Here is a 14,297-nt window from a genome sequence, read left to right on the forward strand (position 1 = left end):
GCCGCTGGGCGGGCGGTGGTGCTCGCCGGGTGCCGCGCGTTAGCTCGGGACGTAGACGCTGGGGCGGGGATAAGGTAAGCCTTCCTGCTGGTTGCGGCGTGGTGTTGCGGCCGTGTGCAGTGGAGGTGACCGAGCTGGAGCGGCGTGGGGAGAGCGGGTCTGAGCTGCGGTTCCGCCTGCTCGGGACCGTGGAGGTGCAGAGGGCGGACGGCGAAGCGGTCCCGCTGCCGTCGCACCGGCCCGCCGTACTGCTGGCCGCCCTCCTGCTCCGCCTCAACCGCACAGTCCGCACCGAGGACCTGGTCGAGGTCCTCTGGGACGACGACGAACTGCCGGACAGCCCACGCTCCGCCCTGCAGATCTACATCTCCCGCCTCCGCGCCGCCCTCGGTGACACGACCCGGACGATGATCACCACCGGCGACGGCGGCTACGCGCTGCACGCAGACCCGGCCCAGCTCGACCTCGAGATCTTCCGCGACCTGGTACGGCGAGCAACCAAGGCAACCGACCCCGCTGACCGAGTCGCCCTCCTCACGGAGAGCCTCGCCCTCTGGCGCGGCGAACCACTGGCCGGCCTCGACACCAGCGCCCTGACCCGCGAGATGATCCCGCGCCTCGTCGAGGAACACCTGCAAGCCCAGGAGCTGTCCTTCGACGCCCGCCTGGCACTCGGCGACGCGGCCGCCGTGATCCCGCCACTCACTGAGCTGGTCGAGCGCTACCCGACCAGGGAACGGTTCTGGGCCCAGCTCATGCGCGCCCACCACGCGTCCGGACGGCAGGCGCTCGCGTTGTCGACGTACGCCGAAGTCTCCCGCCGCCTGCGCGAGACCCTCGGTGTAGGCCCGGGGCCGGAACTCCAGCAGGTGCACGCCGAACTGCTGCAGGCGACCGACGCCGAAAGCATGGTGGTCCCGCGCCAACTGCCCAGCGCCGTACCAGGGTTCGCCGGCCGGACTGAGCACCTCGAACAGCTCAACGGCCTGCTCCCCGGCGCGCGCCTCGGACTGATCATCGGCCCAGCCGGCGTCGGCAAGACCTCGCTCGCGATCCACTGGGCCCGCCAGGTCGCGGACACCTTCCCCGACGGGATCCTGTACGCCGACCTGCTCGGCTTCTCGCCCGCCACTGAGCCCGCGGACCCACTCACGGTGGTACCGCGGTTCCTCGCCGGACTCGGGATCCCGGCCGACCGGCTGCCGATCGCGGCCGACGCGCAGATCGCCCTGTACCGCAGCCTGCTCGCCGAGCGCTCGGTCCTCGTCGTCCTGGACAACGCGCGGAACGCCGACCAGGTGCGACCGCTGGCGGCGACCGGACCGAACTGCCTCACCCTGGTCACCAGCCGCAACGAGCTCGCCGGCCTCGTCGCGACCGACCAGGCCGAGCCGATCCAGCTGGACGTGCTCGACCCCGCGCAGTCGAGGCAGTTGCTCGCAGCAAGAGTTGGTGAGCCGCGGTTGCGGGAAGATGCCGAAAGCGCCGAAGCGCTGATCGCCCATTGTGGTGGGCTTCCGCTGGCCCTTTCGTTGCTCGGGGCACAGATCGCGTTGCGGCCGCGGCGGCAGCTGGACTCGTTCGTCGAGGCGCTGAGCCAGGCGCCGCTCGACGCGCTTGCGACCACCGACGGGATCGACGTACGGACGATCTTCTCGTCGTCCTACCGGCAGCTGCGGCCCGAGCTGGCGCGGATGTTCCGGCTGCTGGCTCAGCATCCCGGCGCGGAGATCACGGTCGGAGCCGGTGCGGCGCTGGCCGGGGTACCGATCCGTGAGGCTCGCGGCATGCTCGCCGTACTGGTGGCCAATCATCAACTGGTCGAGCTCGGGCCGGATCGGTACGCGCTGCACGATTTGCTGCGCACCTATGCCCGGGAGCTGTGTGAGGAACAGGAGGCGGACGAGGCGTTCGAGCGCTTGCTCGGGTATCTCGTGCACACCGGGAGTGCGGCGGCACTGTTGCTTGCGCCCAGGCGGGATCGGGTCGAGTTGCCGGGGCTCGATCCTGGCGTCGATGTCGTGTTGCCGTCGACGCGGGACGAGGCGTTCCAGTGGTTCGATTCCGAGCAGCCGAACAATCTCGCCGTACTGCGTGCTGCTGCCGGCCGTGCTGACGGGTTGCTGTGGTTGTACGTGTGGGCGATTGCGGACTATCTCGACTTCCGCGGGCGGCCCGGGTACATGGAGTCGGAGTTGCTGGCGCTCGATGCGGCGGTCCGGCTCGGTGATCTGCGCAAGCAGGCCCAGACCCGCCGCGACCTCGCTCGCGGCCACATGGCGCTGCGGCAGTGGGACGACGCGATCCGGCAGCACGAACTCGCGCTCGGGATCGCCGAGGAGCTCGGTGACGACGCCGGCGTCGCGCACGGCTCGTTGAGCCAGGCCCGGGTGCTGAGCCGGATGGGGGAGCACCGGCAGGCGATCGAGCGGACCATGCGCGCGCTTCGGATCTACGAGCGGACCGGTCACGTCGATGCCCGGGCGAACGCGCTCAACAACCTCGGCTGGTACTACGGGCAGCTCGGCGAGTTCGACACCGCGGTGGACTACGCGCAGCAGGCGCTGAAGCTCTACGAGGAGCAAGACTCGGAGTACGGGCGTGCAGTCGTGAGCGACACCATGGCGTACGCGCTGGCCGGCTCCGGGCGCCTCGGCGAGGCCATCGCCAGCTACGCGACCGCGGTCGACATCCTGCGCAACCAGGGACGACGGCACGAGACCGCGGAGTGCCTGATGTCGATGGCCGAGGTCCAGCAGCAAGCCGGCCGGCTCGAGGAGGCTGCGGCGAGCTGGACCGAGGCGCTCGAGATCCTCGAAGGCATGGAGCACCCCGATGCCGACGTTGTCCGGCAGGCGCTGGCGGAGCTGCGGCGCGGCGGTTGACGGGGCCCCGTCACGGAGGGGTAGAACTGACAGTGAGACGTGGGCCACGGGCCGTAGGTCGCGTTGCGGAAACGTGATGGAGAAGGTGGCGGCAGGTGAGCGAGGGGCATAGTCAGCTGTGCCCGCCAGCCATTACCCTCCGGTTACTTGACCCCCGATGGAGGCCAGACAATGAAGCCAGTCGCCGATGAGGGCCAGCTCGCGCTGCTCAGCAACCGCAAAGACACGATGGCCACGATGTTTCTCGACCGGGTCGCCGCGACTCCGTCCCGCGAGGCCTTCCGCTACCCGTCCGGGGACCAGTGGAAGTCCGCCAGCTGGCGAGAGCTCGACGAACTGGCACGCCGCCGGGCCGCCGGCCTGATGGCGCTCGGCGTCGAGCCCGAGCAGCGGGTCGCGATCGCCTCCAGCACCCGGATGGAATGGGTCGAGTGCTACCTCGCCGCCGTCCTCGCGGCCGCCGCGACCACCACCATCTACCCGACCACGATGGCCGGCGACGTCGCCTTCATCGTGGCCGACGCCGACGTCCAGGTCGTGTTCGCCGAGGACGCGACCCAGCTGGACAAGCTGCGGGACCACCGTTCCGAGACGCCGTCGCTGCGGAAGGTGGTGCTGATCGACGGCGAGGCCCCGGCCGAGGACGGCGACTGGGTGATCTCGTTGTCAACGCTGGACGAGCTCGGTACGTCGTACCTCGCCGAGCACCCGTCGTCGATCGACGACCGGCTGGCGCAGATCAAGCCCGACCACCTGTGCACGCTCATCTACACCTCCGGCACCACCGGGCGTCCGAAGGGCGTGCGGCTGCCGCACTCGGTGTGGACGTACGAGGGCGCCGCGGTCGAGGGGATCCGGGTGCTCAGCCCGGACGACCTGCAGTTCCTGTGGCTGCCACTGTCGCACGTGTTCGGGCAGGTGCTGCTCGCCGTACAGTTCCAGATCGGGTTCGCCACCGCGATCGACGGCCGGATCGACAAGATCGTCGAGAACGCGGCCGTCGTCCAGCCGACGTTCATGGCCGCGGCGCCGCGGATCTTCGAGAAGGCGCACGCCCGGATCGTCACCATGATCGAGGAAGAGGGCGGGATCAAGGCCAAGCTCTTCCACTGGGCCTTCGGGGTCGGGGCCAAGGTCTCCGCGCTGCGCCAGGCCGGCAAGGAGCCCGGTGGCGCCCTCGGTGCGCAGTACGCGTTGGCCGACAAGCTCGTCCTGTCCAAGATCCGCGCCCGGTTCGGCGGCCGGATCCGCTTCTTCGTCTCCGGCTCCGCCGCCCTCGACAAGCAACTCGCCGAGTGGTTCCACTCCGCCGGCCTGCTGATCCTGGAGGGCTACGGCCTGTCCGAGACCGCGGCCGGCTCGTCGCTGAACCGCCCCGGCCAGTACCGCCTCGGCAGCGTCGGCCCGATCTTCCCCGCCACCGAGGCGAAGATCGCCGAGGACGGCGAGATCCTGATCAAGGGCCCCGGCGTGATGAGCGGCTACCACAACCAGCCCGAGCAGACCGCCGAGGTGATCGACGCCGACGGCTGGTTCCACACCGGCGACATCGGCCACTTCGAGGACGAGTACCTCTTCATCACCGACCGCAAGAAGGACCTCTTCAAGACCTCCGGCGGCAAGTACGTCGCGCCGCAGGTGATCGAGGGCCGGTTCAAGATGATCTGCCCGTACGTCGGCCAGTTCGTTGTCCACGGCGACAAGCGCAACTTCGTCAGCGCGCTGGTCACCCTGGACCCGGACGCCATCCAGGGCTGGGCCGCCTCCAACGGTCTGGGCGGCAGGTCGTACGCCGAGATCGTCAGCTCCGACGCGGCCCGCGCGATGGTCCAGGGGTACGTCGACGAGCTCAACGCCGGCCTGAACCGCTGGGAAACCATCAAGAAGTTCACCATCCTCGACCGGGACCTGACCGTGGAGTCGGGCGAGATGACCCCGAGCCTGAAGCTCAAGCGCAAGTACGTAGAAACCCAGTACGCCGCCCTCCTCGACAAGATGTACGACTAGGACCTGAGGTCGACAGCACGCGCCCACCCACCCGTGGGCGCGTGCTGTCGCCCGCTTGGTCGAGAGAGTGTTGTGGGTTGCCTACCGGTGGAGCGTGAGACGACTCTGCCTGGGGATTTGCGATGCGCGCGCGGCACCGCCACCCACCAGACTCGCGTTGGCGGGCTGCCTGGGACATAGCCTGGCTTGATGCACAGCGAGGTCAGGGGACTGGTGGGGGCTGGGTTGCCTGGGTATGTCGTGGAGAGTGTGAGGCGTCTCGGGGCGGGGCTGGACAACCAGGCGTATGAGGTGAATGGCGAGCTTGTGGTTCGGCTTGCTCGCGAGCCTGGTGTGGTGCGGCGGGAGGCGGACCTATTGGAGTGGGTCGGCAAGGTCAGCACTCTGCCTGTCCCTCAGCCGGTCTTCGTCCTGCCCGAGGATGGGTGCCTGGCGTACCGGAAGCTTGGCGGGACTCCGCTGATCGACCTCCCGCCCGAGGTCCGATCGCAGTGCGCGCTGCGTGTGGCCGCCGAGCTCGCCGGGCTTCTCGGCGTACTGCATGCTGTGGATGTCGACCAGATCGCGGACCTGGTGGACATCGACGACGAACCGCTCGACGCCTGGCGCGACGAAGCTGCCGATATCTACGCGAGCGTGGCTTCGGTGCTGACACCCGAGCGCCAGCGCTCCGTCGAGGCCTTCCTGCAGAGCCCGCTCCCGGCGCCCGCGTCCCGCCTTGTCTTCTCGCACAACGACCTCGGCATCGAGCACGTCCTCGTGGATGAGAGCACGTACGACGTTGCCGGCGTCATCGACTGGAGCGACGCCGCGATCTGCGACCCCGCCCGCGACCTCGGCCTGATCCTCCGCGACCTCGGCCCAGCCGCGTACGACGCGGCGGCGAGCCGGCTCCCCGCCGATGAAGGTCTCGCTGACCGCGCCTGGTTCTACGCGCGCTGCTCCCTCCTCGAAGACCTCCACTACGGCCTGGAAGCCGACCGCCCGACGTACGTCGAAAAGTCCCTGCCGGCCGCCGATTGGTTGTTCACCTAGACCGCTACCGCTGCCGGACTGCGTAGGTCAGGTGTGTCACCCTCGGGGAGGGCTCCGCGCGCACCGGCTCCAGGGCCACGCGGCCCGCGTCCACGCCCTCGAACAGGCGGACCCCGGAGCCGAACAGCACGGGTGAGAGCGTGATCGAGAACTCGTCGACCAGGCCGGCGTTCACGTACTCCAGGATCGTCGCGCCGCCGCCGGCGATGCGGACGTCGCGGTCGCCGGCGGCCGCGCGGGCCTGGTCGAGCGCGGTCTCGATGCCGTCGTTGACGAAGTGGAAGGTCGTGCCGCCGGGCCGCTCCCAGGGGTCACGCTTCTCGTGCGTCACGACGAAGACCGGCGTGTGGAACGGCGCCTCCGCCGGCCACGCCAGCTCGCCGGCGTCGAACATGCGCTTGCCCATCACGCTCGCGCCGGTGCGCTCGAACGTCTCCCGGGCGATGTCGTTGTCACGCCCCTCCTCGCCGCGCTCGCCGAGTTTGAGGTTCTCCTGGAAGAACCGCTGGGGAAAGATCCACTGCTGCAGTTCCGCCCACTGCGCCATCCAGCGCCGCACCCTCGGGTCGTCCTGCTTCTGCTCAGGCCCGAAGAGGTCCTCGACGGGCACCGGCTCGGGCGCGATGAATCCGTCCAGCGACATCGTCACGCTGAAGAACACCTTGCCGGCCATCAGTCTTCAACTCCGTTCCGAACGATCTCGGTGACGTAGGCATCCAGGTTGCCCAGGGTCTGCCGACCGCCCTCGATCGCGTGGTACTTCTCGACCGCCTCGTCGCGCAGTTCCTTGGTGGGGAACACCGTGCGCATCTCGAGCCGGGTCGCCGCACCGTCGGGCTCGAACGTGAGGACCGACTCGAAGGCGTTCGGGTCGTCGCGGGACTCACCGTGCAGCAGCGCGATCCGCTCCGGCGGGGCGACCTCGGTCCAGGAGATCCACTCCTGGTAGTCCGTCCCGTCCGGTCCGTGCATCACGAAGCTCCACTCGCCGCCGACGCGGAACTCGAACGCCCGCGTGGTGGTGGTGAACCCCTCCGGTCCCCACCAGCGCGACAGGTGCCGCACCTCGGTGAACGCCTCGAACACCAGCTCCCGTGGGGCACTGATGACCCGGAAGATCACGATCTCGCGGTCGGCCGTCGCTGTCTGCGCCGGCGCGTCCCGTCCTGTCGCTGCCATCGGTCACTCCTCCTGCCTTGCTTGTTTGAGGTCCTGCACGTACGCATCCAGCCGGTCGAAGCTCTCGTTCCAGAACCGCTCGAACCCGCCGGTCCACTCGTGGACCGGTCTCAGCCCGCGGGCGTCGAGGCCGTACAGGCGCTGCTTGCCTGCCTTGCGGTCCCGCACCAGCCCGACCTCCCGGAGCACCCGCAGGTGTTTGGACGCCCCGGGCTGGGTCATCCCCAGCTCCTGGGCCAACTCGGTCACCGGCCGCTCACCCGTCCGCAGCAGCACCAGGATCTGCCGGCGCTGCGGCTCGGCGATCGCGTTGAAGACGTCCGACGTCGTTGCTGCTCGCGCCATGGCAGCAATCATATGCCCATATCGGCATGCGTCAAGCCAGGCTGAGCACTTCTTGTCAGTGGGAGCCGGAGTCAGGGGGCAGTGGCTGTGGCCAGGAGGTACCAGGCGGTGTGGGGGATCCATTGCTCGGACCAGCGCCAGGAGTCCGAAGCCGGGGCGTCCGGTGGGAGGAAGGCCAGGTCTGACTCGTTCGTCCAGCCGGCGGTGATGCCGTTGAGGATGCCGCCGGGGAGGTTGGGGAAGTCGGGCGAGTAGTCGGCGTTGTTGCGTCCGCGGCCTTGCAGCATGCAGGTGTCGAAGGGGTTGCGCCCGGTGATCCACGCGAGTTGGTCGGTGGCGAAGGTTTGCAGGCGGGTGCGGTCGGTGTCTGAAAGCAGTCGTGCGCAGGTGCTGGCGGCAGCGGAGAGGGAGGCGATGCCGGCGTTTTCGCCTTGCCACCAATAGCCGGTCTCATTGGCATGCGGGAAGAAGAAGGCGTCGCGTGCCGGTTCGTCGAGCGGCTTGACGAGGGAACGCGGGTAGCCGAACGGGTTGGGGACGGCCGCTGTGCGGTCCAGTACGTCGAGCATCGCCCGGACGGCTGTGGTTCGCGCGGTCTCCGCGTCGGGAGCATCCGGGAGGACCTCGGCGAACCGCAGGAGGGCGAGGATCGGGAGGCCGGGCTCGGCGGCGTGGAAGAACGGCCGTCCGAGGTCATCGGCGCGGAACCAGCCCGGTCCCTCAGTTGGCTGGATGTACCGCTCGACAAGGGATCGTGCTCGTCGACATGCGGCTTCCTGGGCAGTGGATTCGTCCGCGGCGACGAGTTCGGTTGCGGCCAGCAGGGCTGTGTAGTCGTCGATGATCGATTCCTTGCCGTCGAAGAGGTAGGCAAGGTTGTGTTGCTCGAGGTGGGTGAAGGCGGTGCGGGCGGCGGCGAGGTACTCGGTGCGGGTGTGGTCGCCGTCGTCGTCGGCTGTGGACGCGCGGGCGAGGGCGGCGATCGCCATTCCGCCGCCTTGGCGGTAGCCGGCTTGGTAGCGGTTGGTGCGGACGCTGTTCTGCAGGGGAGCGGTGATCACGCGCTCCTCGAGGCGTTTGGTGAGGGCGTCGAAGATGCCGGTGTAGAAGTAGCCGTCCGGGGAGCGGAAGCGGGTGAGGAAGTCGGCGCCCCAGTGGGCTTCGTCGCGTAGGCGTGCGCCGAGGGGGCGCACCAGCGACGGGTGGTGGGCGATGAGCTGGTCGCGGGCGGCGAGCATTGCCCAAGCGCACAAGGGGATTTGCTGCGGGCTCATCGTCGAGGTGTAGGTGAGGTGCGACAGGAACTTGCTGGTGTCGCCACTCGCGTCGAGCCAGCCGCCGCGGGCGTCGACGGTCGTGCCGGACGGGTCGTCCCACAGGTGGGCGGCGCGGTCCTTGCGGTCGATCTCGCCGCTGGAGCGCATTGCTTTGAAATAGGCGAGTACGTCGGACATCGTCTGGTGCTGTAGCCGCTCCGGCCCGATCTCGAAGGCGTCCGACCGAAGCTCCCGTCCGTCAGCGACCACACGGACCCGGTAGGAGCCGGGGGCAAGACCGTCCGGCAGCGGGATGCGGCAGTACGGCCCACCCGACCAGCCGGGCACCCGCTCAACCGGACCGGGCTGCAGCGCCACAGTCCCTGCGGGCCCGATCAGCTCGGCACCGAGAGGCCGATCGGGGTCTGGCGAAAGTGGTGGTGGGTCGGCGAGGACGGCGATCACGGCTTGGCCGGGGAGTTCGCCGTACCCGAGGTGGGAGTGGAGGATTCCCTCGGCGAGTGGCTGCACGGAGACCATCCAACAGCAGTTCGAGGGGAGACCTGCACAGAACCTTCACGAGTCGGGGGCTCTGGTGGCCAGGTCGGCTCCTACGCTCGAAGCGTGGTAGTCGACGGAGCAGGCCGCAGGATTCTCGTGGTCGAGGACGAGCCGGTGATCAACCAGGCGGTGACCGACCGGCTGCGCGGGTCGGGGTACGACGTCGTGCAGGCGTGGGACGGGCCGGGCGCGGTCGAGCAGTTCGCCGCGACCGCGCCGGATCTCGTGCTGCTCGACGTGATGCTGCCCGGGTACGACGGTCACGAGGTCTGCCGGCGCATCCAGGCCGAACGGCCGGTGCCCGTGCTGATGCTGACCGCTCGCGACGACGAGGCGGACATCCTGGTCGGGCTCGGAGTCGGCGCCGACGACTACCTCACGAAGCCGTTCCGGATGCGCGAGTTGGTCGCCCGCGTGGCAGCCCTGCTGCGACGCGTCGACCGCGCCGCCGAGCTGGCCGCACGCCCAGCCACCGAAATCGGCGACCTGCGCATCGACGCAGCCGCTCGACGAGTCATGGTCGCCGGCACCGAGATCCATCTGACTCCGACCGAGTTCGACCTGCTGCTCTGCCTGGCAGCCAAGCCGGGCATCGTCCTGCCGCGGGAGAACCTGTACGCCGAAGTGTGGGGCTGGCCCGGTGCGTCGGGAACCCGCACAGTCGACAGTCACGTGAAGGCGCTACGCGCCAAGATCGGCGCCGACCGGGTGCGAACCGTCCACGGCGTCGGCTACGCGCTCGAGCCAGGGAGTACGGCGTGAGCGGCCCACTGATGGATCAGGTCACGTCGGTCAAGGTCAAGCTCGGCCTGCTCGTCGCCGTCAGCGTGACCCTGGCTTCGATCGTCGCGGCCGTCGGCGCCGTCGCCAATGTGCCCGCCTGGCTCAGCATCCCGGTCACAGTAGGCCTGGCCCTTGGCGTGACCCAGCTCCTCGCGGTCGGCATGACGTCGCCGCTGCGCGAGATGACCGCGGCAGCGCGACGGATGGCACGCGGCGACTACTCCGCCCGCGTCACGGCGACCTCCAGCGACGAGGTGGGACAGCTGGCCAGGGCCTTCAACCGAATGGCCGAGGACCTGGCCGCCGTCGACCGCCAGCGCCGTGAGCTCGTGGCCAACGTGAGCCACGAACTGCGTACGCCGCTCGCAGCGCTGTGCGCCGTACTCGAGAATCTCGTCGACGGAGTCGCCGAGCCGGACCCGGTGGCGTTGCGTACGGCGCTCGACCAGGCCGAACGCCTTTCGGCCCTCGCGTCCGACCTGCTCGACCTGGCCCGTGTCGACGCCGGCCAGGCCAAGCTCCGCACCACGCAGGTCTCCATCGCGGAGTTGCTCGACCGCGCCGTCGCCGAAGCACGAGTGGCGAGCCGTGAGGTGCGGTACGACGTAGCCGTCAGGCCGGTGGAGTTGACGGTCAAGGCAGATGCCGCGCGACTCCACCAGCTGATCGCCAACCTGCTCGACAACGCGTCGCGGCACAGTCCGACCGGTGGAGTCGTCAGGATCACCGCCGACGCGACGACCACGGGCTGGCGGCTGGAGGTCGCCGACGACGGACCGGGGATCCCGGTCGCCGACCGGGACCGCGTCTTCGAACGGTTCGGCACCTTGACCGAAGCCGAGGGCGGCGGCGGGACCGGGCTCGGTCTGGCGATCGCCCGCTGGGTGACCGACCTGCACGGCGGCGCCATCCATTTCGTCGACCCCGCACCGGGCAGGACCGGCGCCCGGGTCCGCGTCGACCTACCGCGTGAACCACGGCAACACACCCCTGCTGTCACGAAGAAACCACAGGAGCCAGTGATGACGAAGCCAGTCGAGACTCCCCAGCCGGCGCCCGCGCCACCGCCCACACCCGGGCCTGCGGCGCGAGCACCGGAGTCCGGGATGGACATGCTGTTCGGCAGGTTCTGGCCGGAGGCGGGTGTTCCCGGCAACGTGCGCGCGGTCCTGTACTGCTTGGGAGTCGGCGTCCTGGCCGGCATCGTCCTGCCGTTCCGCGATCTCGGCATCGGGACCTTCGTCGTACTGCTGGCCGCCGGTGGCGTGATCCTGGGCTTCAGCGTCAACCGCAGGTCTAGGTTCACCCTCGCCTGTGCTGCGCTCTGTGTGCTGCTGGCCGGAACGGCCGTGCTCCGGGACGCCGAGTGGATCGTGGTCCTGTGCCTGCTGGCGGGCGGAGCCGTGTGCATGGCCGGCCTGGTGAACGGCCGCACGCTGCCTGCCTTCGTCCTGGCCGGCATCAGCTGGCCGCTCGCCGGGTTGCGAGGACTGCCGTGGCTGGGTCGCTCCGCACAGGCCGTCAGGGGTCTGCGGACGAGTGCGGCAGCACTGCGGACGATCTTGTGGTCTCTGCTCGCGGTTGTGGTCTTCGGACTGTTGTTCGCCTCGGCCGACGCGGTCTTTGCGGAGTGGGCGGGTGCGGTGGTTCCGGACCTGGAGCTCGATTCGTTCGTACTGCGTGCATTCGTGACTGTGGCTGTCGGTGGCGTTGTACTGGCAGCGACGTACCTCGGACTGAATCCGCCCAACGTCGAGACCGGTGGCGGACCGGTGCGGTCGGTCGCACGTCGGTACGAGTGGCTTGTGCCGGTCCTGCTTGTGGACGCGGTCTTCCTGGTTTTCCTGGCTGCACAGGCCACCGCCAACTTCGGCGGGCACAAGTACCTGGAGCGCATCACCGGCCTCACGTACGCCGAGTACGTCCACCAGGGCTTCGGCCAGCTCACCGTCGCCACCGCGCTCACGCTGCTCGTGGTGTGGGCCGCCGCACGGAAGGCACCGCGTGCCACAGCCGCGGACGTGGTCTGGCTGCGTGTGTCACTCGGCCTGCTGTGCCTGCTGACGCTGGTCGTGGTCGCGTCCGCGCTTTACCGGATGCACGTCTACCAGGAGGCGTACGGCTTCACTGAGCTTCGCCTGCTGGTGGATGTCTTCGAGGGTTGGCTTGGCCTGCTCGTGCTCGGAGTGATGGTGGCCGGTGTGACCATGAAGGCGAGCTGGCTGCCGCGGGCCGCGTTGCTCAGTGGCGCCAGCCTTCTGCTCGGCCTCGCGATGCTCAACCCGGATGCCTGGATCGCCCAGCGCAACATCGACCGGTACGCCGACACCGGCAAGGTGGACTGGGTTCACCTCGAAGGGCTGTCCGATGACGCCGTACCGGTGCTGGCCACGCTTCCGGACGACGTGGTCGGTTGCGCGATCGGTGACCGGCAGCCCAGCAACGACGACTGGCTGGAGTGGAACCTGGGCCGCCACCGCGCGAACCCGCTGATCCGCACCGAACCCGATGCCGCGCCCGGCGCCTGCACCAGCAGACCGGCCGGCTAGCCCTGCAGTTGCCGACAGCACGCTTCGGGCACCGATAAGGGCCGTGGACAGGTGAACGCCTGTTCACGGCCCTCACTGTGTGTACCGCCCCGAATCCGCACCCATCCGTTGGCCTGCTCGCTTCGAATTAGCCCTATCCCCGCGCCGGGTGGGTGCCGCATCATCGAGGCTGGGCTGGTTTGTCATCGATGTCACAGCACAGAAACTGACTGATCAGTCAGTCACTTTGTTACGATCGTCGTGGGATCAACAGGACATCCCTTTCGATGGGGGAGCGAGGTGCCGCGATGGCGCTGGCTGGTGTGAAAGGCACTCGTCGGGGACGACGCCGACGGGAGGACTCGAGGCTGGCCGACCATGTCGATCGGCTGGGGGAGGAGCATCCGCCCATCCCCCTGGACAGCGTCGACTACACGATGAAGGATCCGGACCTGCTCGTCGAGCGCTACGGTTCGGTGCTGTCGTACATGTCGCGGGTCGAGCTCGAGGTCGAGCGGAACGTGCTGGAGTTGAACATCCTGCTGCCGGATCCGCCGGAGGTCGACCGGCGCTTCTACGCCGACGTGTGGCTGCCGCAGGAGACGCACCACGGGCTGATCCTCGACCGGGTCCAGGTGCTGGCCGGTCTGGACGCGTCCGAACCGAACCTGACCGACGTGTCCTTCAAGCTCAAGGTGCTCGGTGCGCTCGGCCGGGTGAGCGCCGTGCAGGACGTGAGCCGGATGCTCTACTACCTGACCGGGCTGGCGACCGAGCGGTCGGCAGTGCTTGCCTACAACAAGCTTCACTCCGGCCTGATGGAGCTCGGCGAACGGGCCATCGCCGCCACCGTCGTCGCGCCGATCAAACGTCAGGAGCCGGGCCACTTCGCCTACTACCAGATCGCCGCTCGCCAGCTCTGGTCGCAGCTCGGGAGCTGGCAGAAGTGGCTGGTCCGCACGTTGCGGAAGCGGACGTTCGGCCCGGTCGGGGCCGACACCCGCCAGCAGCGGGTGGAGTTCGGTCACGTGATGCGCGGGCTGGAAATCATCGGGCCCAGTGACGAAAACGAGCTGCGGCACTACGCGACCCAGGTGGGACGGGTCGAGCACGAGTTGCTGTGGGCGCACCGGCAGGGGCTGAAGGTGCCGGACTACGTCTTCAAGGCACTCCGGCGAGCCGCCGGGGCGGCCGTGGACCTGAAAGGGGATCGCCGGCCCGCCGTTGGACGGAGCCGACCATGACCGCGCCGGCGGCCGCCCGCGCGAGCAAGCGCCAGGTCATCATCGAGACGGCCGAGCGCCTCTTCGCCGAGCACGGGTACGACGCCACGTCGACCGCGCGGATCGCGCACGAGGCCGGCGTCCCGACGGGCCTGGTGTTCTACCACTTCGCGACCAAGCTCGACCTGCTGCTGGCGATCGTCAACGAGCGGCCGACGCCCAGTGTCGTACTGCGTTCCGCGTCGAAGGGCCGATCGGTGCGCGGGCGGCTGCGGACCATCGTGACGATGATGGCCGACGAGCTGGAGCACAACCGCGCGGCCCGGATCATCGTCTTCCGGGAGGCGCAGGCGCGGCCCGAGATCGCTGCCCGGGGCGCCGAGTTGTTCGCTGAGGCGACCGCGACGGTGGCCGACGTCCTCCGCTCCACTCCGTACGTCGGCACTACCTGTTGTGGCTGGTGCTGTCGGCCGTCGTCGCCTGGCTGGTACTGCG

Annotated in this window: 11 protein-coding genes; 7 read left to right on the forward strand and 4 right to left on the reverse strand. The window is 69.2% G+C overall.

Annotated features, from left to right (window positions below; genetic code table 11):
• The first annotated feature begins 125 nt into the window (after nt 1-125).
• From ACWCOV_RS31180 to ACWCOV_RS31190, 3 genes are all read left to right on the forward strand, one after another.
• Nucleotides 126-2,885 (forward strand): BTAD domain-containing putative transcriptional regulator, encoded by a 2,760-nt coding sequence (locus ACWCOV_RS31180; RefSeq protein WP_449832906.1) that lies wholly within the window; start codon nt 126-128, stop codon nt 2,883-2,885.
• A gap of 171 nt (nt 2,886-3,056) precedes the next feature.
• Nucleotides 3,057-4,892 carry an AMP-dependent synthetase/ligase gene (locus tag ACWCOV_RS31185; RefSeq protein ID WP_449832907.1) on the forward strand — a complete coding sequence of 612 codons (1,836 nt, stop codon included), beginning with the start codon at nt 3,057-3,059 and terminating at the stop codon, nt 4,890-4,892.
• 249 nt (nt 4,893-5,141) lie between these two features.
• Nucleotides 5,142-5,927, forward strand: a complete 786-nt coding sequence (locus ACWCOV_RS31190; protein WP_449832908.1) for a phosphotransferase family protein — start codon at nt 5,142-5,144, stop codon at nt 5,925-5,927.
• Nucleotides 5,928-5,931: 4 nt separating this feature from the next.
• Here the strand turns inward: ACWCOV_RS31190 and ACWCOV_RS31195 are convergent, their stop codons facing one another.
• From ACWCOV_RS31195 to ACWCOV_RS31210, 4 genes are all read right to left on the reverse strand, one after another.
• Nucleotides 5,932-6,600, reverse strand: coding sequence for a dihydrofolate reductase family protein (locus tag ACWCOV_RS31195; protein WP_449832909.1), 669 nt, complete (start codon nt 6,598-6,600; stop codon nt 5,932-5,934).
• Entirely contained in the window at nt 6,600-7,106 is a 507-nt protein-coding gene (locus ACWCOV_RS31200; RefSeq protein WP_449832910.1) for an SRPBCC family protein, read from the reverse strand. Before ACWCOV_RS31200 ends, ACWCOV_RS31195 begins: the two co-directional genes overlap by 1 nt.
• A 3-nt stretch (nt 7,107-7,109) precedes the next feature.
• The gene (locus ACWCOV_RS31205) at nt 7,110-7,451 is read right to left on the reverse strand and encodes an ArsR/SmtB family transcription factor (RefSeq protein WP_449832911.1); all 342 of its coding nucleotides are present in this window, start codon (nt 7,449-7,451) and stop codon (nt 7,110-7,112) included.
• Between the two features lie 71 nt (nt 7,452-7,522).
• The gene (locus ACWCOV_RS31210; protein WP_449832912.1) at nt 7,523-9,238 is read right to left on the reverse strand and encodes a glycoside hydrolase family 9 protein; all 1,716 of its coding nucleotides are present in this window, start codon (nt 9,236-9,238) and stop codon (nt 7,523-7,525) included.
• 93 nt (nt 9,239-9,331) lie between these two features.
• On the opposite strand from ACWCOV_RS31210, the gene ACWCOV_RS31215 reads away from it, so the two are divergent.
• The 4 genes from ACWCOV_RS31215 to ACWCOV_RS31230 form a co-directional block, all read left to right on the forward strand.
• Entirely contained in the window at nt 9,332-10,030 is a 699-nt protein-coding gene (locus tag ACWCOV_RS31215) for a response regulator (protein ID WP_449832913.1), read from the forward strand.
• Nucleotides 10,027-12,600: a DUF4153 domain-containing protein gene (locus ACWCOV_RS31220; protein ID WP_449832914.1), complete on the forward strand. Its 2,574-nt coding sequence runs from the start codon at nt 10,027-10,029 to the stop codon at nt 12,598-12,600. Before ACWCOV_RS31215 ends, ACWCOV_RS31220 begins: the two co-directional genes overlap by 4 nt.
• 287 nt (nt 12,601-12,887) lie before the next feature.
• Nucleotides 12,888-13,823, forward strand: coding sequence for a GTP-binding protein LepA (locus ACWCOV_RS31225; RefSeq protein ID WP_449832915.1), 936 nt, complete (start codon nt 12,888-12,890; stop codon nt 13,821-13,823).
• Nucleotides 13,820-14,297: TetR/AcrR family transcriptional regulator (locus ACWCOV_RS31230; RefSeq protein WP_449832916.1), on the forward strand; the 478-nt coding region annotated here is incomplete at its 3' end. The genes ACWCOV_RS31225 and ACWCOV_RS31230, both read left to right, overlap by 4 nt.

Source organism: Kribbella sp. NPDC002412 (genome assembly GCF_053592935.1).